Annotated in this window: 19 protein-coding genes and 1 pseudogene; 12 read left to right on the top strand and 8 right to left on the bottom strand. The window is 72.9% G+C overall.

Going from position 1 to position 20,615, the window contains the following annotated elements; translation table 11 throughout:
* Window positions 1-252 precede the first annotated feature (252 nt).
* The 7 genes from ACFC8N_RS43175 to ACFC8N_RS43205 all read left to right on the top strand — a co-directional run bounded on the left by ACFC8N_RS43175 (window position 253) and on the right by ACFC8N_RS43205 (window position 8,832).
* On the top strand, window positions 253-933 hold the full coding sequence (locus tag ACFC8N_RS43175; protein ID WP_071374550.1) for a FadR/GntR family transcriptional regulator: 681 nt from the start codon (window positions 253-255) through the stop codon (window positions 931-933).
* On the top strand, window positions 930-2,369 hold the full coding sequence (locus ACFC8N_RS43180) for an amino acid permease (protein WP_356023631.1): 1,440 nt from the start codon (window positions 930-932) through the stop codon (window positions 2,367-2,369). The genes ACFC8N_RS43175 and ACFC8N_RS43180 overlap by 4 nt, the downstream gene beginning before the upstream one ends.
* A 41-nt stretch (window positions 2,370-2,410) precedes the next feature.
* On the top strand, window positions 2,411-3,427 hold the full coding sequence (locus tag ACFC8N_RS43185; RefSeq protein ID WP_356023633.1) for an asparaginase: 1,017 nt from the start codon (window positions 2,411-2,413) through the stop codon (window positions 3,425-3,427).
* A 60-nt stretch (window positions 3,428-3,487) separates the two neighbouring features.
* Window positions 3,488-4,897, top strand: a complete 1,410-nt coding sequence (aspA, locus tag ACFC8N_RS43190; RefSeq protein ID WP_376295174.1) for an aspartate ammonia-lyase — start codon at window positions 3,488-3,490, stop codon at window positions 4,895-4,897.
* 50 nt (window positions 4,898-4,947) lie between these two features.
* Complete coding sequence (locus ACFC8N_RS43195) at window positions 4,948-5,886, top strand: glutaminase (protein ID WP_356023637.1); 939 nt, start codon at window positions 4,948-4,950, stop codon at window positions 5,884-5,886.
* Window positions 5,887-6,028: 142 nt separating this feature from the next.
* Window positions 6,029-7,432: a polyprenol phosphomannose-dependent alpha 1,6 mannosyltransferase MptB gene (gene mptB / locus ACFC8N_RS43200; RefSeq protein ID WP_362822921.1), complete on the top strand. Its 1,404-nt coding sequence runs from the start codon at window positions 6,029-6,031 to the stop codon at window positions 7,430-7,432.
* On the top strand, window positions 7,429-8,832 hold the full coding sequence (locus tag ACFC8N_RS43205) for a glycosyltransferase family 87 protein (RefSeq protein WP_376295175.1): 1,404 nt from the start codon (window positions 7,429-7,431) through the stop codon (window positions 8,830-8,832). Before mptB ends, ACFC8N_RS43205 begins: the two co-directional genes overlap by 4 nt.
* Before the next feature lie 59 nt (window positions 8,833-8,891).
* On the opposite strand, the pseudogene ACFC8N_RS43210 reads toward ACFC8N_RS43205, so the two are convergent.
* Both ACFC8N_RS43210 and rho read right to left on the bottom strand, forming a co-directional pair.
* Window positions 8,892-9,746: pseudogene (locus ACFC8N_RS43210) on the bottom strand (D-alanyl-D-alanine carboxypeptidase family protein); the annotation flags it as partial.
* A gap of 92 nt (window positions 9,747-9,838) precedes the next feature.
* The gene (rho, locus tag ACFC8N_RS43215) at window positions 9,839-10,987 is read right to left on the bottom strand and encodes a transcription termination factor Rho (protein ID WP_376295176.1); all 1,149 of its coding nucleotides are present in this window, start codon (window positions 10,985-10,987) and stop codon (window positions 9,839-9,841) included.
* Between the two features lie 331 nt (window positions 10,988-11,318).
* Between rho and ACFC8N_RS43220 the strand changes: the two genes are divergently transcribed.
* Window positions 11,319-12,581 (top strand): cytochrome P450, encoded by a 1,263-nt coding sequence (locus ACFC8N_RS43220; RefSeq protein WP_376295177.1) that lies wholly within the window; start codon window positions 11,319-11,321, stop codon window positions 12,579-12,581.
* 71 nt (window positions 12,582-12,652) lie between these two features.
* On the opposite strand, the gene ACFC8N_RS43225 is transcribed toward ACFC8N_RS43220, so the two are convergent.
* On the bottom strand, window positions 12,653-13,057 hold the full coding sequence (locus ACFC8N_RS43225) for a nuclear transport factor 2 family protein (RefSeq protein ID WP_356023646.1): 405 nt from the start codon (window positions 13,055-13,057) through the stop codon (window positions 12,653-12,655).
* A 72-nt stretch (window positions 13,058-13,129) separates the two neighbouring features.
* Between ACFC8N_RS43225 and ACFC8N_RS43230 the strand changes: the two genes are divergently transcribed.
* The gene (locus ACFC8N_RS43230) at window positions 13,130-13,693 is read left to right on the top strand and encodes a PadR family transcriptional regulator (protein WP_376295179.1); all 564 of its coding nucleotides are present in this window, start codon (window positions 13,130-13,132) and stop codon (window positions 13,691-13,693) included.
* A 4-nt stretch (window positions 13,694-13,697) separates the two neighbouring features.
* The gene (locus ACFC8N_RS43235) at window positions 13,698-14,453 is read left to right on the top strand and encodes a class I SAM-dependent methyltransferase (protein ID WP_356023650.1); all 756 of its coding nucleotides are present in this window, start codon (window positions 13,698-13,700) and stop codon (window positions 14,451-14,453) included.
* Here ACFC8N_RS43235 and ACFC8N_RS43240 read toward each other — a convergent pair.
* The 5 genes from ACFC8N_RS43240 to ACFC8N_RS43260 form a co-directional block, all read right to left on the bottom strand.
* Window positions 14,423-15,181 (bottom strand): GntR family transcriptional regulator, encoded by a 759-nt coding sequence (locus ACFC8N_RS43240; RefSeq protein WP_356023652.1) that lies wholly within the window; start codon window positions 15,179-15,181, stop codon window positions 14,423-14,425. The two genes, ACFC8N_RS43235 and ACFC8N_RS43240, sit on opposite strands and share 31 nt — an antisense overlap.
* Window positions 15,182-15,322: 141 nt before the next feature.
* Window positions 15,323-16,291, bottom strand: a complete 969-nt coding sequence (locus tag ACFC8N_RS43245) for an acetylxylan esterase (protein ID WP_376295181.1) — start codon at window positions 16,289-16,291, stop codon at window positions 15,323-15,325.
* Between the two features lie 186 nt (window positions 16,292-16,477).
* Window positions 16,478-17,062 (bottom strand): DUF3592 domain-containing protein, encoded by a 585-nt coding sequence (locus ACFC8N_RS43250; RefSeq protein ID WP_356023656.1) that lies wholly within the window; start codon window positions 17,060-17,062, stop codon window positions 16,478-16,480.
* Between the two features lie 295 nt (window positions 17,063-17,357).
* Window positions 17,358-18,149, bottom strand: a complete 792-nt coding sequence (locus ACFC8N_RS43255) for a ferredoxin reductase (RefSeq protein WP_376295183.1) — start codon at window positions 18,147-18,149, stop codon at window positions 17,358-17,360.
* Entirely contained in the window at window positions 18,142-18,747 is a 606-nt protein-coding gene (locus tag ACFC8N_RS43260; protein WP_376295185.1) for a sulfite oxidase-like oxidoreductase, read from the bottom strand. The genes ACFC8N_RS43255 and ACFC8N_RS43260 overlap by 8 nt, the downstream gene beginning before the upstream one ends.
* A gap of 170 nt (window positions 18,748-18,917) precedes the next feature.
* On the opposite strand from ACFC8N_RS43260, the gene ACFC8N_RS43265 reads away from it, so the two are divergent.
* Together ACFC8N_RS43265 and ACFC8N_RS43270 are read left to right on the top strand one after the other, a co-directional pair.
* The gene (locus tag ACFC8N_RS43265; protein ID WP_376295186.1) at window positions 18,918-19,850 is read left to right on the top strand and encodes an NADP-dependent oxidoreductase; all 933 of its coding nucleotides are present in this window, start codon (window positions 18,918-18,920) and stop codon (window positions 19,848-19,850) included.
* Window positions 19,847-20,611 carry a GNAT family N-acetyltransferase gene (locus tag ACFC8N_RS43270; RefSeq protein ID WP_356023662.1) on the top strand — a complete coding sequence of 255 codons (765 nt, stop codon included), beginning with the start codon at window positions 19,847-19,849 and terminating at the stop codon, window positions 20,609-20,611. Before ACFC8N_RS43265 ends, ACFC8N_RS43270 begins: the two co-directional genes overlap by 4 nt.
* Window positions 20,612-20,615 lie beyond the last annotated feature (4 nt).

Consider the following 20,615-nt stretch of genomic DNA (forward strand, 5'->3'; position numbering starts at 1 on the left):
CGGGGTTTCTTTTTCTCCCGTTTGTGCTGGGTGTGGGGCGGGCTGGGGTCGCGCGCCGGGGGGGGGCTCCGCCCTTTCTCTATGACTTCTAACACCCGGGGGGGGGGGTTTCTTTTTTTCCCGCCACCCCCACCCCGTGAATGTTTCCTTACCGGATGCCTTGACAGTATCTGCGGGCAACCCGCAGGATCGTCACTCGTGAACCTGTCAGACAGCCAGACAGGTGGTCGGAGCCCCCGGCGCGTGAGCGCCATGGAAGCTGTACTCGGCCACCTCCGCGGCGCCATCGAACGCGGCGACTACGCCATCGGCGACAAGCTCCCCTCCGAGGCCGAGCTGTGCCGCACCCTTGAGGTGTCGCGGCCCGTGCTGCGCGAGGCGCTGCGGGCCCTGCAGACGATGGGCCTCACGGTCTCCCGGACCGGCAAGGGCACCTTCGTCGTCGCGAACGCCGTCGAGGACCCCACCTTCGGCGACTACGCGGCCAGCGACCTGCTGGAGGTGCGCCGGCACATCGAGATCCCGGTCGCCGGGTACGCGGCCCTGCGCCGCACGCCCGAGAACCTGGACCACCTGGCGCACCTGCTCGACCGCATGGAGCGGGAGACGGACACCACCGCGTGGGTCGCGATGGACACCCTCTTCCACCTCGCCGTGGCCGAGGCCGCGCAGAACCCGGTCTTCCGCCGGGTCATCGAGGAGATCCGCGACGCACTGGCGCGTCAGTCGGCCTTCCTCAACGAGCTGGGCGGCCGCCGCGAGCAGTCCAACCGCGAGCACCGGGAGATCGTCGAAGCGCTGATCGACGGTTCCGAACCCGACGCGGTGGAGGCGATGAGCCACCACCTGGACCGCGTCGAGACGACCCTCACCGACATCGTGCGTCCCCAGCGGACGGACGACCTCCCCACGGAAGGCGGACCCGAGGCGTGAGCGAGCAGCACCTCAAAGACGAGACGCGCCCCTCGTCCGGCCATGTCGACGCCGGAGACGCCGGCTACAGCAAAGGCCTGAAGCACCGGCACGTCAACATGATCGCCATCGGCGGAGCCATCGGCACCGGCCTCTTCCTCGGCGCGGGCGGCAGGCTCGCCGACGCCGGACCCTCCCTGTTCATCGCGTACGCCGTCTGCGGCCTCTTCGCCTTCCTGGTCGTGCGCGCCCTCGGCGAGCTCGTCCTGTACCGCCCGTCCTCCGGCGCCTTCGTGTCGTACGCCCGGGAGTTCCTCGGGGAGAAGGGCGCGTACACCGCCGGTTGGATGTACTTCCTGAACTGGGCCACCACTGGTATCGCCGACATCACCGCGGTCGCCACGTACACCCACTACTGGGGCATGTTCTCGGACATCCCTCAATGGTTGATCGCATTGATCGCGCTGGCCGTTGTGTTGACCGTCAATCTGATCTCGGTCAAGATCTTCGGCGAACTGGAGTTCTGGTTCGCGATCGTCAAGGTCAGCGCGCTGGTGATCTTCATGTGCATCGGCATCTTCCTGCTGGTCACCCAGCACCCGGTCGACGGCCACCAGCCCGGCCCGTCCCTGATCACCGACAACGGCGGCATCTTCCCCAACGGCCTGCTGCCGATGCTGCTGATCATCCAGGGCGTCGTCTTCGCCTACGCCTCCGTCGAACTGGTCGGCGTGGCCGCCGGCGAGACCGAGAACCCCGAGAAGATCATGCCGAAGGCGATCAACTCGATCATGTGGCGCGTGGGCCTGTTCTACGTCGGCTCCGTCGTCCTGCTCTCGATGCTGCTGCCCTGGAACGTGTACAGGTCCGGCGAGAGCCCCTTCGTGACGGTCCTGTCCCACATCGGCGTCCCGGCGGCCGGCGGCGTGATGAACCTCGTCGTCCTCACCGCGGCCATGTCCTCGCTCAACTCCGGCCTGTACTCCACCGGCCGCATCCTGCGCTCCATGGCCATGAGCGGCTCGGCGCCGAAGTTCACCGGGAAGATGAGCAGCAGTCAGGTCCCGTACGGCGGGATCCTGCTCACCAGCGGTATCTGTGTCCTCGGTGTGGGCCTCAACTACGTCGTCCCCGCCGACGCGTTCGAGATCGTCCTCAACTTCGCGGCGATCGGCATCCTCGCGACCTGGGGCATGATCATGGTCTGTCACGCGCTCTTCTGGCGGAAGACCCAGAAGGGCGAGCTGACCCGGCCGTCCTACCGGCTGCCGGGCTCCCCCTGGACCGAGATCGTGACGCTGGCGTTCCTCGTCTCCGTCCTGGTCCTCATGTACGCCGACGGCGGCGCCGGACGCACCACCGTGCTGTGCCTCCCGCTGATCGTCGCAGCGCTGGTCGCGGGCTGGTACGCCATCCGCGGCCGCATAGCGCGCTCGTCCACCGGCGCCGACGCGTGACCCGCGAACCGGCCCGCACCGACCCACCGATACAGGCAGTGATGTACAGCAGTTCCCCCGCCGACGCACCCGTCGTCCGCGAACCCCTCCACGCTCCCGTCGCCCACCTCGTCCGCGGCGGGGTCGTCGAGGGCATCCACTACGGCTCCGTCGTCGTCCTCGGCGCCGACGGCCGGGTGGAGTTCCAGCTCGGCGACATCGAGGCCGCCTTCTACCCGCGCTCGGCCGTCAAGCCGCTGCAGGCCGTGGCCATGCTGCGGGCCGGGCTGCCCCTCGACGGCGACCTGCTCTCGCTGGCCGCCGCGAGCCACTCCGGCGAGGAGCGCCACCTCGCCGGCACCCGGCGCATCCTCGAACTCGCCGGACTCACCGAGGACGACCTGCGCAACGTCCCCGACATGCCGTTCGACCCGGTCGTCCGGGACGCCTGGGTCCGCGAGGGCCGGCTGCCCTCCCGGCTCGCGCAGAACTGCTCCGGCAAGCACGCGGCCATGCTGTGGACCGCCCGGCTCAACGGCTGGACGCTGGAGGACTACCTCGACCCGGCGCACCCGCTCCAGCAGGCGATCCAGGAGATCGTCGAGGACCTGACCGGCCAGCGCGTCGCCCGCGTCACCGTGGACGGCTGCGGGGCGCCGCTGTTCTCCATCTCCCTGCACGGACTCGCCCGCGCCCTCGCCCGGATCACCTCGGCCGCGCCCGGCACGCCGGAGGCCGAGGTCGCCGACGCGATGCGCGAGCACGCCGAGATGGCCTCCGGCTCCGGCCGTGACGTGGCCGCGCTGATGCGGGCCGTGCCGGGGCTGCTCGCCAAGGACGGCTTCGAGGGCGTGCAGGTCGCCGCGCTGCCCGACGGCCGGGCCATCGCCGTGAAGATCGCCGACGGGGCGAACCGGGCGCGGATCCCGGTCGCCGCGGCCGCGCTCGCGCGCGCGGGCGTCGATCCCGGGCTGCTCACCGAGTTCGCGGGCGAATCGCTGCTCGGCGGCGGGAAGCCGGTGGGGTGCGTGCGCGCTGTCCGCGCACTGGACCCGGTTTCGCAGCCCGCGTGTGCGTAGTCCGCCGTCACTGAACCCCGATCACCCTCACCCCCTCAGAAACAGAGGACCTGAACCCTCATGACCGCCGCCACCCGCAGCGAGCACGATCTGCTCGGCGACCGTGACGTACCCGCCGACGCCTACTGGGGTGTGCACACCCTTCGGGCCATCGAGAACTTCCCCATCACGGGTACGCCGATCTCCGCGTACCCGCATCTGATCGACGCCCTGGCCGCCGTCAAGGAGGCCGCCGCGCTCGCCAACCAGGAACTGGGGCTGCTGGCGCCCGAGAAGGCCGGGGCGATCGTCGCCGCCTGCCGGGAGATCCGGGCGGGCGCGCTGCACGACCAGTTCGTCGTCGACGTCATCCAGGGCGGCGCCGGTACGTCGACCAACATGAACGCCAACGAGGTCGTGGCGAACCGGGCGCTGGAGCTCCTCGGGCACGAGAAGGGGCAGTACGCGTATCTGCACCCCAATGAGGACGTCAACCTGGGGCAGTCAACCAATGACGTCTACCCGACCGCCGTCAAGGTAGCGACGGTGTTCGCGGTACGTGGACTGCTCAAGGCCATGGCTGTACTGCAGGACTCGTTCGCCCGCAAGGCCGTCGAGTTCCGTGACGTGCTCAAGATGGGCCGTACACAGTTGCAGGACGCCGTGCCGATGACGCTCGGCCAGGAGTTCTCGGCCTATGCCGTCATGATCGAGGAGGACCGCAGCCGTCTCGCCGAGGCCGTCGAGTTGATCCATGAGATCAACCTCGGCGCCACGGCCATCGGCACGGGACTCAACGCGTCCCCGGGCTACGCCGAGGCCGCCCGCGGGCACCTGTCGACGATCACCGGGCTGCCGCTGGTCACCGCGGCCAACCTGGTCGAGGCCACCCAGGACTGCGGTGCCTTCGTCCAGATGTCCGGCGTGCTCAAGCGGATCGCGGTCAAGCTGTCCAAGAGCTGCAACGACCTGCGGCTGCTCTCCTCCGGACCGCGCGCGGGCCTCGGCGAGATCAACCTGCCGCCCGTCCAGGCCGGTTCGTCGATCATGCCGGGCAAGGTCAACCCGGTCATCCCCGAGGTGGTCAACCAGGTCGCCTTCGAGGTGATCGGCAACGACGTCGCCATCACGATGGCCGCCGAGGCCGGACAGCTCCAGCTCAACGCCTTCGAGCCGATCATCCTGCACTCGCTGTCCGAGTCGATCACGCACCTCCAGAGCGCCTGCCTGACGCTGGCCGAGCGCTGCGTGAACGGCATCACCGCCAACACCGAGCGGCTGCGCGCGAGCGTCGAGAACTCCATCGGCCTGGTCACGGCGCTCAACCCGCACATCGGCTACACGGCGGCGACCGACATCGCCAAGGAGGCTCTCGTCACGGGCCGCGGCGTGGCCGAACTCGTGCTGGAGAAGGGCCTGCTGCCCGCTGAGCGGCTGGCCGACCTGCTGCGCCCCGAGGTCCTCGCGGGCAGCGGAGCACCGGTCGCCTGACCTGCGGCAACGCACGCTCGATTACGCTCCGGGACCGGCTGGGAGGCACAATGGCGATCATGACAACGACGTCGTCCCACACCTTCCTGCCGGTCCTGGAGCGCATCGCCGAGGAGATAGGCCACACCCCCGGCCGCGGCCGTCCCGCCGACTACATCCCGGCTCTCGCCGCCCGCGATCCGCGCAGCTTCGGCATGGCGGTCGCCGAGCTGGACGGCACCGTGTACGGGGTGGGGGAGTGGCGCGAACCGTTCTCCACGCAGTCGATCACCAAGGTCTTCACGCTCGCCCTCGACCTGGCCCGCGAGGGCGACGAACTCTGGGAGCACGTGGGCCGCGAACCCTCCGGCAACCCGTTCAACTCCCTGGTCCAGCTGGAGTACGAGAACGGCATCCCGCGCAATCCCTTCATCAACGCGGGCGCGCTCGTCGTCACCGACCGCCTCCAGACCCGTACCGAGGACGCCGCCGGACAGCTCCTGGACTTCCTGCGCGCCGAGAGCGGCAACCCGGCACTGGACTTCGACCACGAGGTCGCCGCCTCCGAGACCGCCTACGGTGACCGCAACGCCGCGCTCGCCCACTTCATGGCCTCCTACGGCAACATCGACAACGACGTGACGGTGCTGCTCGACCAGTACTTCCGGCAGTGCTCCGTCGCCGCCTCCTGCGCCGACCTGGCCCTCGCCACCGGCTTCCTCGCCCGGCACGGTATCCGCGCCGACGGCTCCCGGCTGCTCACCCGCAGCCAGGCCAAGCAGGTCAACGCGGTCATGCTGACCTGCGGGACGTACGACGCGGCCGGCGACTTCGCCTACCGCGTGGGCCTGCCCGGCAAGAGCGGAGTGGGCGGCGGCATCATCGCGGTCGTCCCGGGCCGCTGCACGCTGTGCGTGTGGAGCCCCGGCCTGGACGAGCGCGGCAACTCGGTGGCCGGAGTGGCGGCGTTGGACCGCTTCACGACGCTGACTGGTTTGTCGGTGTTCTGAGCGGTTCGGGAGGTTCGGTTCGGGAGATCCGCGCTGGGTGGGGCACTGTTCCTCACACGCCGGACACGTCCGGGCCGCCCTTCGGTGGTGGGACCGTAGTCTTCCGGCCACCCGACGTCGACACGCTGACTCAGTGTTGGCCATGGCATTCCCCGTCGATCTCCGCCGCTGTCAGCTGCTCGGGCTGGCCGGTACCGCCTTCCTCGCGTTGGGCGGTGAGACCGCCGGTGCGCTGCCCGTGCAGGATCTGCTGGCCCCCGCCTCGGCGCAGGCGGCGCTCGGGCTGGTCGGCGTGTACTTCGGTGTCGTCCTGCTGATAGCGGCCTGGGTGCTGCTCGGCCGCCTGGTGCGCGGACCCCGGCCGCCCAGCCCGCGCGCCCTGCTGCTCGTCCTGGCGGTGTGGACGGCCCCGCTGCTGCTCGCGCCGCCGCTGTTCAGCCGGGACGTCTACAGCTATCTCGCGCAGGGCGCCATGGTCGACGCCCACATGGACGTCTACGCCCATGGCCCGGCCCAGCTCGGCGGCCCGCTCGCCGACGAGGTCGCGCCCATGTGGCAGCACACCGGCGCCCCCTACGGCCCCGCCTTCCTCGGGCTGGCCTCCGCGCTGTCCGGGCTGACCCGCGGCGAACTGCCCGCGGGCCTGCTGGGCATGCGTCTGGTCGCGCTGCTCGGCGTGGCGCTCATGGCGCTCGCGCTGCCCCGGCTCGCCCGGCACAGCGGCGCCGACCCGGCCGCCGCCCTCTGGCTCGGCGCCCTCAACCCGCTGGTCCTGCTGCACCTGGTGGCGGGCGCCCACAACGACGCCCTGATGCTCGGTCTGCTGGGGCTCGGCCTGGTCGCCGCGCGCGGCCGCCGGCCGGCCGCCGGGATCCTCGCGGCCACTCTCGTCACACTGGCCGCCCTGGTCAAGGCGCCGGCGGCGCTCGGCCTGCTCGCGGTGCTCGCGCTCCAGCTCCGCTCCGGCCGCCGCCCGCTGCCCGCCGTCCTGACCACAGCCGGCGCCGCTGCCGCGACGACAGTCGCCGCCACGGCCGTCGCCGGCACCGGCTACGGCTGGATCGGCGCGCTGGCCACCCCGGTCTCCCCGCAGAACTGGGCCCTGACGAGCCTGCTCGGCCGGGCCACCGGCGCACTGCTCCACCACCTCGGCAGCGGTCTGGCCCCGCTCGCCGTCCCGGCCTGGCACCTGCTGGGCCTCGCGGTCACCGCCGTGGTCGTCGCGCTGATATGGCTCCGGCTGCGCCTGAAGCCCGTGTACGCGCTCGGTCTGAGCCTGCTGACCGTCGCCGTCTTCGGCCCGGCGATCCGCCCCTGGTACCTGCTGTGGGGGCTGTTCCTCATCGCCGCCGCCGCGCCCGAGACCTCGGTACGGCACCGGGTCGCGGCCCTGGCCGGCGTGCTCGCTCTCGCCGTCCTGCCCAGCGGCGGCCCCGCCGACCTGGGGCAGCTGGTGCTCGCCGTCTCCGGCGGGGTCCTCGGCGTCGTCGTGCTGTGGCAGGCCCACCAGGCGGCGCAGGCCCCGGCCCCGGGACGTCCCGCATGAGCGCGCTGACCGGTCCGATCGGGCCGCGTACCCGCAGGGGCCGGCTGCTCCTGGTCCTCGCCCTCGCCGCGGCGGTCACCGTCTTCACCGCGACCGTGCCGCTGCTGCGCGACTTCTTCGACCTGCGCGTCTACTACGGCACCGTGCACACCTGGGTCCGCCACGGCGGCCGTATCTACGACTACCACGTGCCCGGCACCGCGTACGGCTTCACCTATCCGCCGTTCGCCGCCCTCACCATGCTGCCGCTGGCCCCGCTGGGCCGGACCGCCGCGATCGCCTTGTCCCTCCTGATCAACCTGGCCGCGCTGGTGGCGGTCCTGCGGATCCTCGCCGGTGCCGGCTGGCGACGGCACGGCTGGTACCGCTGGGCGCTGCTGCTCTGTCTGCTCGCGCTGTTCGAGCCGCTGCGGGACACCTTCAGCTTCGGCCAGGTGAACCTGGTGCTCCTCGCCCTCGTCCTCGCCGACTGCTGGCTGCTGGCCACCGGCCGGGGGCGCTGGGCCGGTGCCGGGATCGGGCTGGCCGCCGCCGTGAAGCTGACGCCCGCCCTGTTCATCGGCCTGCTGCTGCTCGCCGGGCGCCGCCGCGCGGCCGCTGTCGCGACGGCTGTCGCCGCCGCGGCGACCGCGCTCGCGGCCTGGGCCGACCCGCGGGCGTCCCACTACTACTGGACCGAGGCCCTGTGGGACACCAGCCGGGTGGGGCGGCTCGACTACGTGTCGAACCAGTCGCTCCAGGGCGTGCTGGCCCGCCTCGGCGAGACCGGCCGCCCGCTGTGGGCGACGCTCGTCCTGCTGACGCTGTGCGTGTGGGCCTGGCGGACCCGGCGGGCGGTGACGGCCGGCGACTGGACGGCGGCCTTCGCGCTCACCGGGGCGGCGGCCTGCCTGGTCAGCCCGATCACCTGGGTGCACCACCTGGTGTGGCTGCTGCCGTCCTTCGCCGTGCTGGTCCGCGCAGGGCGCCCGCGGATCGCGGGCGCCCTGTACGCGGTGCTGTGCACGAGCGTGGTGTGGCTCTGGTACGACGGCGCCTCGGGCGTCGGCGGCTTCCTCGGCAGCAACGCCTACACGTGGATCACGCTGGGCCTGCTGCTGGGGTTGCCGACGGGTCAGCGGCGCGCGGCCTTGTTCCTGGCCCGCCGCTGGAGCACCAGGGTCAAGGCGCCCGCGCCGAGCCCGGAGAGCCCCGCGATGACCGCCGTGCGCGGCCAGTCCACGCCGTCGCCCGGTGCCTGCGACGCGGCGGCGGCCACCGGTGCGGCCGGGGGCTTGGCCGGGCGGGACGTGACACGCAATCCGTCCAGCGAGCCGACCGGATCCACCCGCCCGGCCGCGTCGAAGCCCCAGTCCAGCAGTTCGCGGGCCTCGTCGTACACCGTGAAGCCGCCGCCCTGAGGGTTCATCACGGTGACGACGAGCGTGCGTCCGCCCCGGGCGGCCGCGGCCACCAGGGTGTTGCCCGCGTTGCTGGTGTAGCCGTTCTTGATGCCGATCAGGCCCCGGTACGGCTGCACGCCGTTCGCGCCGGTCAGCAGGCGGTTGGTGTTCTGGATCCCGAACGACCAGCCGTCGGCCGGGAATGTGGCCTGGGCGGTGGAGCAGTAGCGGGCGAAGTCGGGGTTGCGCAGTCCCTCCCGGCCGAAGACCGCGAGGTCGTACGCCGAGGACACCTGGCCGTCCGCGTCGTAGCCGTCCGGGGAGACGACATGGGTGTCCAGGGCGCCGACCGAGCGGGCCTTGGCCTGCATCCGCGTGGCCGTGGCGTCCCAGCCGCCGGCCATCGAGGCGAGCACGTGGACGGCGTCGTTGCCGGAGCGGAGGAAGACCCCGCGCCACAGGTCGGCCACCTGATAGGTCTGGCCCTCCTTGATGCCGACCATGCTGCTGCCCGCGCCGATGCCCGCCAGGTCCTCGTTCCGCACGGTGTGCCGCATCCCGCTCGGCAGCGTCGGCAGCACCGTGAGGGCGAACAGGGTCTTCAGCGTGCTGGCGGGCGGCAGTCTGCGGTGGGCGCCGCTCGCGGCCAGCACGTCCCCGGTGCGGGCGTCGGCCACCACCCAGGACAGCGCCGACACGTTCGGCACCTCGGGCGCGTCGCGGTGCGGCCGGACCTGTGTGCCGGAGCCGTAGAGCAGGGACGGTCCGGGCATCCTCGCCCGCGGGCCGGCCGGGGCCGGCTCCCCGGGGGACGGGACGGGGGCCGCGGCATGGTGCCGGGCGGAGGCCGCGGCCGGTGTGAGCGTCAGGACCCCCGCCGCGCACAGGGCACAGGCCGTGACGGCCGCCCGTTGAGAAAGTCCGTTGAACATACAGATCAACGTACGAATGGGGCTGCCGCTCCTCGCGCGCTGCGGTCCGTTCGGCCCATGCGAGCAACCCGGACGAGGCACCCCGGGCGGGTTCAGCCGGCGGGCAGGGTGGGCCGGATCTGCCGCAGGAACGTGGCGTTGTCCGGTGTGGCGCGCAGCCGGTCCAGCAGGGTCTCCAGGCCGGACGGACCGCCCTCGCGACCGCGCAGCACCCGGCGCAGACCGTGCGTGGCCGTCAACTCGGCCGGGGCGAGCAGGAGTTCCTCGCGGCGGGTGCCGGTCGCGTCGATGTCGACGGCGGGGAAGTGGCGGCGGGCGGCCGCCTCCCGGTCGAGCCGCAGCTCCATGTTGCCGGTGCTCTTCAGCTCCTCGAAGTAGTACTGGTCGGCACGTGAGCCGGTGTCCACCAGCACGGTGGCGAGGATGGTGAGCGAGCCGCCCTCCTCGGCCTGGCGGGCGGCGCCGAAGAACCGCTTCGGACCGAGCAGCGCGCCCGCGTCGACACCGCCGCTCAGGGTGCGCCCGCCGGCAGCGGAGGCGTTGTTGTGGGCCCGGCACAGCCGGGTGAGCGAGTCCAGCAGGACGACGACGTCCTCACCGGCCTCGACCAGGCGCTTGGCCCGCTCGACGAGCAGCTCGGCCAGCGCGATGTGCTCCCTGGGGCTCCGGTCGAACGTGGAGGCGTACACCTCGCCGCGCACCGAGCGGCGCATCTCGGTGACCTCCTCGGGCCGCTCGTCCAGCAGCAGGACCATCAGCCGGCACTCCGGGTGGTTGCCGGCCACGGCCGCGGCGAGCTGCTGGAGCAGCACCGTCTTGCCGGTCTTCGGCGGGGCCACGACGAGTCCCCGCTGGCCCTTGCCGACCGGCGCGAGGAGATCGGTGACGCGGCCGGCCAGCCCGGCCGCGGGGTGTTCGAGGCGGATGCGGTCGTGCGGGTGGAGCGGGGTGAGGTCGCGGAAACGGCGCCGCTCGCGCACGTCCGCCGGGGCACGGCCCTCGACGCGAGAGACCTCGGTCAGCGCCCGCTTCTCGCCCCGGACGCCCTCGACGAGGTCGCCCTTGCGCAGTCCGTGGCGGCGGATCAGGGCCGCCGGGACCTGGGGGTCGGCGGGGGTGGCCAGGAGGTTCACGGGCCGCAGGTGCCCCTTCCCCTGCGCGTCGATGTCGAGGACACCGGTGACGAGCCGGGCGGCCGGGGCCTGCGGGGCCACGGGAGGGTGTTCGAGTGTGGTGGTCATGGTGCGGAGTCCTTTCGCGGACGGAAGAGAAAGCGTGGGAAGGGGGGAGAGGCCGCGAACGGGAGGCGCGTACGGCGGGTACGGCATGCCTCCGGGCGGCGGGAACGGCACCTCGGGTACGGCGGAAACGCCCTGGTCACGAGGTGGTGCTGAGAGGAAGCCCGGGCCGGTCGAACGCCATGGCCGAGGGGCTGGCGGAGAAGTGCGCGACACCGGTGTCCGTACGACGGGACACGCACATGCGCTGATCGCACTATACCCGTGCGTCCGCTTCGGTCAACATGATGGCGTCCGCGTTCATTCCCGGCCCGCCCGACCGTCAGGAGAATCCGTGGAGACCCCTCCCGCCCGGCCCCCGTACCGTCTGGACCCCTCCGGCGGCTGCCCGCACGCCGTCAACGCGCGGCTGCTGGCCGACGGAGCCGTGGCCCCGGTCGAACTGCCCGGCGGCATCGAGGGGATGGCCGTGCTCGGGCACGAGGCGCTGAAGGAGTTCCTCCAGCACCCAGAAGTCGCCAAGGACGCACGGCACTTCACGGCCCTGCGGGAGGGCCGGATCGGCCCCGGCTGGCCGATGCTGACCTTCGCGACCGTGCGGGGCATGACCACCGCGGACGGCGACGACCACCGCCGCCTGCGGTCCCTGGTCAGCCGGGCCTTCACGCCAGGCAGGGTGGCCGAAGTCCGGCCTCGGATCGAGGAGTTGACCGAACTTCTGCTCGACGATCTCGCCCGCGCCGCCGACGCCGGTGACGGTGTCGCCGATCTGCGGCGGCACTTCGCCCTGCCGCTGCCGATGGCAGTCATCAGCGAACTCCTGGGCGTGGACGCCGAGTTCCGCGACCGGCTGCACCACCTCAGCAGCCAGGTCGTCGCCACCGACATCACACCCGCCCGGGCCGTCGCCGCCAACCGCGAACTCGTCGCCGTACTGGACCGGATCGCGACGGCGAAGGCAGCGCACCCGGGCGACGACCTCACCAGCGCGCTGATCGCCGCCCGCGACGAGGGCGGCGACCGGCTCAGTGACCAGGAGCTGATCGGCACCCTCGTCCTGATGATCGTCGCCGGACACGAGACCACCCTCAACCTCGTCACCAACGCCGTACGCGCCCTGTGTGCCCATCGCGACCAGCTCGACCTCGTGCGCGCGGGCAGGGTGCGCTGGGCGGACGCGGTGGAGGAGACGCTGCGCTGGGACGCGCCGGTCAGCTACTTCCCGTTCCGCTATGCGGTGCGGGACCTCACCGTCGACGGCACCCGCATCCCCGCGGGCTTCCCCGTCCTCGCCGGCTACTCCGCCGCCGGCCGCGACCCGGCCGCGTACGGTCCCGACGCCGACCGCTTCGACGTCACCCGCCCCGCCCGGACCGACGCCGTGCGCCATCTCTCCCTCGGGCACGGCGCGCACTACTGCCTCGGCGCGCCGCTGGCCCGGCTGGAGGCCGCTGTCGCGCTGGAGCGGCTGTTCACCCGCTTCCCCGGCCTCGAAGTCGCCGCGGCCGAAGCCGATCTGCTGCCGCACTCCGGCTTCGTGGGCAACAGTGTGCGCACCCTGCCCGTCCGGCTCGCCCCCGCCGGCGCCCGAGGGTGACCTCTACAACGGCGTGCGCACGGGCGGGAACATGGTCCTGGCCTTCGAGAAGGCGACCGCCGAGGGCGTGCTCACGCCGACCGTGCCTCCGCCTCCGCCTCCTTCACGATCCGGTCGAACCGCGCCCCCATGGCCTCCGCGAGCGCATGGGCGCCGGACAGCGGACGGACCATGACCATGAAGTCGTCGATCAGCCCGTCCTCGTTCACGTGGATGAAGTCGCAGCCGGTCAGCTCGCGGTCGCCCACCCGGGCCCTGAAGACCAGCGCGTGGTCGGCGCCGTCCGGGGCGCCGATCTCGCGGACGTACCGGAAGTCCTCGAAGACCTGGGAGACCGTGCGCAGGATCGCCGCGGTGATCGCCTTGCCCGGGTACGGCTTGAAGACGACCGGGCTGCTGAAGACGACGTCCTCGGCCAGCAACGCCACGGCGGCGTCGATGTCCCCGGCCTCCACCGCCTCGCGGAACGCGCGCATCGGATCACCTCGCATAATCAATTAATTGAATAGGTGCGGATGAGATTAATCAACGGCTGCTAGCCTGTCCACATGTCGCTCAAGTACGCCGTCCTGGCCGCCCTGCTGGAGGGCGAGGCCTCGGGCTACGAGCTGTCGAAGGTGTTCGACGTCTCGCTCGCGAACTTCTGGCCCGCCACCCCGCAGCAGCTCTACCGGGAACTGGAGCGCCTCGCGCAGGACGGGCTCGTCGAGGCCCGCACCGTGCAGCAGGAACGGCGGCCCAACAAACGGATGTTCACGCTCACGTCGACCGGCCGGGCCGAGCTGGGCGCGTTCGCCGCCGAGCCGCCGAAGCGGCCCACGGCCGTCCGCGACGAGCTCCTCATCAAGATCCAGGCCATGGACGGCGGCGACCCCGAGGTCACCCGGGCGCTGATCGAGGAGCGCAGGGGCTGGGCGCGCGGAAAGCTCGACCGCTACCGGCGGGTGCGCGAGCGCCTGCTGGACGGGCGCGGCGAGGAGGAGTACCTGCGCACCGCCGAGCGCGTCGGGCCGTACCTCACCCTCATGGCCGGAATCTCCTTCGAGGAGGAGAACCTGCGCTGGTGCGAGCGGGCCCTCGCGGTCCTCACGCGGCGGGTGAGCCTAGGCTGAGACGATGTTCGGTCCCGAAGGCCCCACCCTGCGCGAACTCGCGGTCCAGGCACTGTCGTCCGTCGAGCGGGGCTACGACCTGCTCGCCCCGAAGTTCGACCGCACCCCCTTCCGGACACCGGACGCGGTGCTGGAGTCGGTCGCGACGGCGCTCGCCCCGCTCGGCCCGTTCGCGGACGGGCTCGATCTGTGCTGCGGCACGGGTGCGGGAGTGGAGGCGCTGACCGGACTGTGCGACCGGAGCGTCACCGGCGTCGACTTCAGCGCGGGCATGCTGGACGTGGCCCGGCACCGGGTACGGCCGCCCGCCGGCGGGCCCGGGGTCGCCTGGGTGCGCGGCGACGCCCGTGCCCTGCCGTTTGCGGCCGCCTTCGATCTCGTGGTCTCCTTCGGCGCGTTCGGCCACTTCCTGCCGAGCGAGCTGCCGGGGCTGTTCGCACGGGTCCACGCGGCCCTGCGGCCCGGCGGCCGGTTCGCCTTCCCGGTGCTCGCCCCGCCCCGCCCGACGGGGCCCGGCTACTGGGCCCTGCTCGGCTTCGACACGGTGATGCGGGTGCGCAACGCCCTGTGGCGGCCGCCGTTCGTCATGTACTACCGGTCCTTCCGACTCGGCGACGTCCTGCGGGAGTTGGGGGAGGCCGGCTTCGTGACCGAACTGCGGGCCCTGCCGGAGTTCGGGCGGCGCGGCGACGGCGGCCCGCGGGTCCGGCTGGTGGTGGCCCGCAGGCCTCAGCCCGCGGCGGGCAGCGTGAACTCGTAGACCAGCATGTCCTGTTCGTTCACGACCAGGTCGGTGATCTCCAGCGGCCGGGCGTACTGGTCGTGCACCCGGCGGGTCACCCGCACCGAGGAGGCGTCGCCGACCTGGCTGATGGCGTCCCGGTGGTGCAGGGTCAGACCGGCCCTGCGCATCCAGTCGTAGGCCCGTCGCAGTTGCGCCGGGGTGGCCCCGTCGGCCCGGCCCCGGTAGCGGGCCAGCTCCGCGACCTCGGCCAGTGCCACCGCTGAGAACGACGTCACCGCGGTGCGCAGCGACCGGCCGTCCGGGGTGGCCGACCGGTAGCGGTGCACCAGCGTCGGCCGCTGCGGGGCGAGGCCCAGCGCCCGCGCGTGCTCCGGCGGCGGCGCCTCCCAGGTCACCGTGGCCCGGTCGACCGCACACGGGTCCGCCGAGCGGGCGCCCAGCGGGAAGACCGGGGTCCCCGGCGCCTCGACCGGCCGGCCGGGCAGCGTGACATGGCTGCCGCGCCGGTCGGTGGCGACCAGACCGCCCCGGCGCAGCACCTCCAGCGCCTGCCGGACGGTCTCCCGGCTGACCTGGTAGTGGGCGGCCAGGTGCCGTTCGCCGGGCAGCCGTTCGCCGGGCGGAATGGTGCCGGCGCGCAGTTCGTCGAGCAGCAGAGCCGCGATCCGCCCGTACAGGGGCCGGTCGTCGAGCCGTGCGGGTTCGTGGCTCTGCTCGGGTTCGTGCGGGGTGGTGCGGGCCATGCCGCGCCCTCCTGTGGTGACAAGACGTAGCCGTGCGGGCTCATTGCGCGACCACCATTGCATTGGTCTAAACCACAAGGGAAGAGCGGTATGGCGGTTCGGCCGAAACCCGCCCCGCGCTGTCAGACGGACGACGCGCCGTCAGGCGTACGACCGCAGCCAGCGCACCTTCGCCGCCTCGTGGAACGGCCCGCCGCCCTCGTGGTCGTTGAAGTCGTACACCTCGATCGCCTTGTCCTCCTGCGCCCAGGAGTTGAAGGCCGCGAACACCGTCGACGGCGGGCAGGTCTGGTCCTCCAGGGCGGCGGAGAACAGTGCCGGCGCCCGGCCGCGGGCCGCGAAGTGCACACCGTCGAAGTACGACAGGGTGCGCTGCACCTCCGCCGAGCGGCCGCGGTGCGTCTTGAGGAACTGGCCGATCTCCCGGTAGGGGTGACGATCCGTCAGCGTCGTGGCGCGCGGGAAGTCGCACAGGAACGGCACGTCCGGCGCGACCGCGACCAGGTCCGGGACCAGGCCGCCGACCGCCAGCGCGATGCCGCCGCCCTGGCTGGCGCCGAGCGCCACCGTGCGCGCGGCGTCGGCCAGCGGGTGCGAGCGGGCGGCCTCGACCGCGCGTACGGCGTCCGTGAACACCCGCCGGTAGTAGTAGTTCTCGGGCGCGTCGATGCCGCGCGTCATGAAGCCCGGGTACGCCGGTGCCGCGCCGACCGGGTCCGCCGTGCCGCCGCCCGCGCCCCAGGCGCTGCCCTGGCCCCGGGTGTCCATCGTGAAGTGCGCGCGGCCCGTCGACGCCCACAGCAGGTTCTCGTGCGGGAGCCCGCGCCCGCCGCCGTACCCGATGAACTCCACGACCAGCGACAGGGGTTCGGTGGCGCCGGCCGGCAGCCGCAGCCAGCCCTTGACGGGGTGGCCGCCGAACCCGGCGAAGGTCACGTCGTACACCTCGACCGTCGACAGCCCGGTGTCCACCGGCTCGAAGCGGGCGTCCAGTTCGAGCTCGCGCGCCTGCTCCAGGGTCTTGTCCCAGAAGGCGTCGAAGTCCTCGGGCTCGGTGGACTCGCTTCGGTACGCGTGCAGTTCGTCGAGGGAAAGGTCGAACAGGGCCATCAACAACCGCCTTGGTGAAGGGACAGTGCGTCGACTCACCGTACGTGGATGATCGGAGGACCGGCCAGGCCCAAGGGGGCATGCCCTACGGTTTCCTGATGGGCGACACGCCTGCTCACGCGATGAGTAAGCGCTTGCTCCAGGGTGGTCACGGTACCCCGGCCGGACACAGTGGTCGGGTCGCTGTCACGTCCTGGGCTGGGTCCACTTCGGCCCGGTGCGCGCCCACCCGCGCTCCCACTCCGCCATCCGGTGCCGCAGCGCGATCCGGCGCTCGATCGCGTGCCCGAGGAGCACGACGGCGGCCGCGCCGCCCGCCGCGCACACGCCGACGGTCACCGAATGCTGCACGATCGCCGCGTCGTCCGGCGGCGGGGCGACGTCCCGGCCCCGCGTGTCGAGCCACACGGAGACCGTGTCGCCGGCCCGGGTCCCCGCCGGCACCCGGGTCCACGCCGTCCGGGTCCCCCTGCCGGGTTCGGTCCAGCGCACCTGGGCGCGGTAGGGTCGCTCACGGTCGCCCTCCACGGCGGACACCCGGCGCGGCGGTTCGCCGATCACCCGGGCGCGCACCTGGTGCCGTTCGGCACGGGCCGCCGCGGCGAGCGAGCCGGCCTGGTCGTACGCGCGCAGGCCCGCGGCCACTCCGGCCAGGGGCACCACCACGAACAGCAGGACGGAGACGACCAGCACCGTCCACGCCTCCACGACGTCCGAGCGGCGCCGCAGCGGATTGCGCTGCCAGCGCCAGCCATGAACCCGGGTCCGCATGTCCACCTCCTCGCCCCGTAGGAGCCGGAGCGCCGGACGGACCGCTTCACGGGCCCGCCGTCCCCCATCGCTCACGCACACGAGCGTCCACACCCGTCTCGTACCCCGTACGGTGCCCCTCGCTCACGCCGCGAACCGCGAGTTCAAGCCCGCTTGGAGCGCGGAACGAGCCATGCGCCCCACGGTCGCGCGCCCGGCCCCGGCGCGCGACCCGGACAGGTGTTCCAGGCCTGCTCCCGACGGTGTTCCGGAGGATGTCTCGGGCCACGTTCCGGACCGTGTTCCGGACGGGGGGTCAGCCGAAGCGCTCGATGCGGATCCGCTCCACCGGCTGCCCTGCCGCGACCAGCAGCCGGGAGGCGTGCTCGGCGAACGCGTTGGACCCGCACACATAGGCCTCCCACCCACCGGAAGGCCGCTCGGCCAGGAGCGGCGCCACATGTGCCGCCGCCATACGTCCCACCAGCACCCCCTGTGGGGCGCTCCGCGTGAACACGGGCGTCGTCTCCGCGCCCAGTTCGGACGCGTAGATCAGCTCCTCGGGGCTGCGCGCGGACACCAGCAGGCGCAGCGGCACGTCGAGGCCGCGCAGCCGGTGGTGGCGCACCATCGACATCAGCGGTACGACGCCGGAACCGGCGCCGACCAACAGCGCGGGCCGGTCGCCCGGCCAGGCGAAGAAGCCGCTCAGCGGCCCGCGCACCTCGACCGTGTCACCGGGGCGGGCCACCGTGTGGAACCAGCCGGAGACCTCGCCGCCCGGGACGTGGTCCAGGGTCAGCTCGATGTGCCCCGAGTCGTCGGGCGCCGACGCGAGGGAGTAGTGGCGCTGCGCGATGTAGCCGTCCGGCGCGGTCAGCCGCAGCATCAGGTGCTGGCCGGGCAGATGCCCCGCCCAGGCGGGCACGGCCAGCCGGAAGGTGGCCGTCCGCGGCGTCTCGCGCCGGATCTCGGTCAGCGTGGCCGTCTGCCACACCGCGGCCGCCGGGTCGCTCACCTCGATCCGCCCCGGCACGGCGAACCGTGTCGCGGGGACGAGGGGGCCGCCGGCCGTGGCCGTCGGGTTCGTCGTCGCCGTCTCAGTCACCGGAGTACCGCTGCTCCTCCCAGGGGTTGCCGCGCCCGTGGTAGCCGTTGCGCTCCCAGAAGCCGGGTTCGTCGTGGTCGAGCAGCGTGAGACCGGCGATCCACTTGGCGCTCTTCCAGAAGTACAGATGGGGCACGATCAGCCGCGCCGGGCCGCCGTGCTCGGACGGCAGCGGCTCGCCGCCGTACTCCCAGACGATCCAGGCGCGCCCGCCGGTGAGGTCCGCGAGGGGCAGGTTCGTGGTGTAGCCGGTGTGGGAGTAGGCCACGGCATGGGTGGCGGACCCCTGAGGCCGCACCACGTCGAAGAACGCGTCCAGACTGACGCCGCCGAAGCGCACGCCGAACTTCGACCAGCCGGTCACACAGTGGATGTCGCCGGCGTACGCCGACTCCGGCAGCCTGTGCGCCGCGTCCCAGTCCCAGCTGTGCGGCCGCTCGACCAGGCCGTCGATACGGAAGGACCAGTCGGCCGGCGCGAGGTCCGGGGTGACCTCGGCGGACAGGACGGGCCAGTCCTCGCCCGCGTCGTACTGCCCGGGCGGCAGCCCCGGGTTGTCGACGCGCGGACGGCCCGTGAAGCCTCGCGTGACGTTCATGGTTCAACCGTACGCCGTCGTTCCGGGTGCTCCGTCCCAGGTCACCGCGTGATCATTGCGCCCGCATGAACTCTTTCGGGCCCCGGGAATAGCTCTGCGGCGCTTCTCCTTTGCGCTCGATGCGGGTGCCGGTACACCGGTGGGAGCGCGAGAGAAGCGAGGAAGAGAACATGCCCAAGGCGTATGTCTACACGCGGCACGGCGGACCGGAGGCCGAGGCGCTGACCGAACTGGACCGTCCGAGCCCCGGCCCCGGCGAGATCCTGATCGCGGTGCGCGCGGCAGGGGTCAACCCCGTCGACTGGAAGCTGCGGAAGGGCTTCCGGCGCCCTGGTGAGAGCGAGCGCCCCTTCCCCCGGGTCTTCGGCAGCGAGGCCGCGGGTGTCGTGGCGGAGACCGGCCCGGGCGTGACCGGCTTCGCGGTGGGCGACGAGGTGTTCGGCAGCACCGCCAGCGGCGGGTACGCGGAGTTCGCCCTGCTCACCGCCGACGTGACCGTCCACAAGCCCGCCGCGCTGTCCTACGCCGACGCCGCCACCCTCCCGGTCGCCGCGGCCACCGCCTACGACGGCATCCGCCAGCTCGACCTGCCGGGCGGGACGACACTGCTGATCACGGGCGCCGGCGGCGGGGTCGGCAGCGCGGCCGTGCAGATCGCCCGGGCCTTCGGACTGCGGGCCGTGGGCGTGGCGAGCGAGGGCAAGAGGGAGTTCGTGGAGTCGCTCGGCGCCGTCCACGTCCCCTACAGCCCCTCCGGTCCCGGCCTCGTCGAGCGGGTGCGCGCCGCCGTGCCCGACGGGATCGACGGGGTGTACGACCTGGTGGGCGGGCCGGTGCTCGCCGAGGCCGCCGAACTGCTCAAGGACCGCAGCAAGCTGGTCACCGTCGGCTCCCCGCTGGAGACCGTGGCCGAGCTCGGCGGTGCGCAGGTCCAGCGCGCCCGCACCGCCGCCGTCCTGGAGGCGGTCGCCGACCTCGCCGTGCGCGGCGAGCTGAAGCCGTACGTCACCCGCACCTTCCCGCTGGAGCAGGCCGACCGGGCGCTGCGCGCCGTCGAGGACGGCCACACCCTCGGAAAGATCGTGATCGAGGTGGCCGCGTGAGCCTCATAGCCGGACCGGGCGGCGGCGACCGGACGTCCGCCGCCGCCCCGCACGTCCTCGACCGCCCCGCCCTGGCCGCGCTGACCGGCCCGCACGCGCGCTTCGCCGAGTGGCGCGGCCGGGTGGTGCGCTATCCCGTCGACGTCACCCCGTGGCTCGCCCTGCCCGACGAGCCGGACGCACGGGACTGGGCGGACCTCGCAGCGCTGGCGGGTCCCGGCGCGGAGGTTCCGCTGCTGGGCTACCGTGGCGAGGTCCCCGACGGCTGGGAGATCACCTTCCGCGTCGAGGGCGTGCAGCTCGTGGACGACGGTCTCGACGCCGCGCCGGACCCGGAGGCGGTTCCGCTCGGCCCGGCGGACGTGCCCGAGATGCTCGACCTCGTGGCACGCACCCGGCCCGGACCGTTCCTGCCGCGCACCATCGAACTCGGCACCTACCTCGGCGTCCGCCGCGGCGGGGCGCTGATCGCCATGGCGGGGGAGCGGCTGCACCCGCCGGGCTGGACCGAGATCAGCGCGGTCTGCACCGACCCGGCCCACCGCGGCGAGGGCCTCGCGACGCGGCTGATCCGCGCTGTCGCCCACGGCATCCGGGAGCGCGGCGAGACGCCGTTCCTGCACACGGGCGCCCAGAACACGAACGCGATCCGGCTGTACGAGTCCCTGGGCTTCCGGCTGCGCCGCCGCACCGCGTTCGGCGCGGCCCGTGTCCCCGAGCGCCTGGCCGAGGACGACCACGCGGCGGTGCCGGTGGCGTAGCCGT

It is taken from the genome of Streptomyces sp. NPDC055966, from assembly GCF_042269865.1.
GTDB lineage: Bacteria > Actinomycetota > Actinomycetes > Streptomycetales > Streptomycetaceae > Streptomyces.

Bases quoted from the DNA above. Each gene is read 5' to 3' on its own strand.
- ACFC8N_RS43265 (WP_376295186.1), top strand. From the start codon at position 18,918: ATGCCCAAGGCGTATGTCTACACGCGGCACGGCGGACCGGAGGCCGAG.
- ACFC8N_RS43195 (WP_356023637.1), top strand. From the start codon at position 4,948: ATGGCGATCATGACAACGACGTCGTCCCACACCTTCCTGCCGGTCCTG.
- ACFC8N_RS43260 (WP_376295185.1), bottom strand. From the start codon at position 18,747: ATGAACGTCACGCGAGGCTTCACGGGCCGTCCGCGCGTCGACAACCCG.
- ACFC8N_RS43205 (WP_376295175.1), top strand. From the start codon at position 7,429: ATGAGCGCGCTGACCGGTCCGATCGGGCCGCGTACCCGCAGGGGCCGG.
- ACFC8N_RS43245 (WP_376295181.1), bottom strand. From the start codon at position 16,291: ATGGCCCTGTTCGACCTTTCCCTCGACGAACTGCACGCGTACCGAAGC.
- ACFC8N_RS43235 (WP_356023650.1), top strand. From the start codon at position 13,698: ATGTTCGGTCCCGAAGGCCCCACCCTGCGCGAACTCGCGGTCCAGGCA.
- rho (WP_376295176.1), bottom strand. From the start codon at position 10,987: ATGACCACCACACTCGAACACCCTCCCGTGGCCCCGCAGGCCCCGGCC.
- ACFC8N_RS43230 (WP_376295179.1), top strand. From the start codon at position 13,130: ATGTCGCTCAAGTACGCCGTCCTGGCCGCCCTGCTGGAGGGCGAGGCC.
- ACFC8N_RS43225 (WP_356023646.1), bottom strand. From the start codon at position 13,057: ATGCGCGCGTTCCGCGAGGCGGTGGAGGCCGGGGACATCGACGCCGCC.
- ACFC8N_RS43175 (WP_071374550.1), top strand. From the start codon at position 253: ATGGAAGCTGTACTCGGCCACCTCCGCGGCGCCATCGAACGCGGCGAC.
- aspA (WP_376295174.1), top strand. From the start codon at position 3,488: ATGACCGCCGCCACCCGCAGCGAGCACGATCTGCTCGGCGACCGTGAC.
- ACFC8N_RS43185 (WP_356023633.1), top strand. From the start codon at position 2,411: ATGTACAGCAGTTCCCCCGCCGACGCACCCGTCGTCCGCGAACCCCTC.
- ACFC8N_RS43250 (WP_356023656.1), bottom strand. From the start codon at position 17,062: ATGCGGACCCGGGTTCATGGCTGGCGCTGGCAGCGCAATCCGCTGCGG.
- ACFC8N_RS43240 (WP_356023652.1), bottom strand. From the start codon at position 15,181: ATGGCCCGCACCACCCCGCACGAACCCGAGCAGAGCCACGAACCCGCA.
- mptB (WP_362822921.1), top strand. From the start codon at position 6,029: ATGGCATTCCCCGTCGATCTCCGCCGCTGTCAGCTGCTCGGGCTGGCC.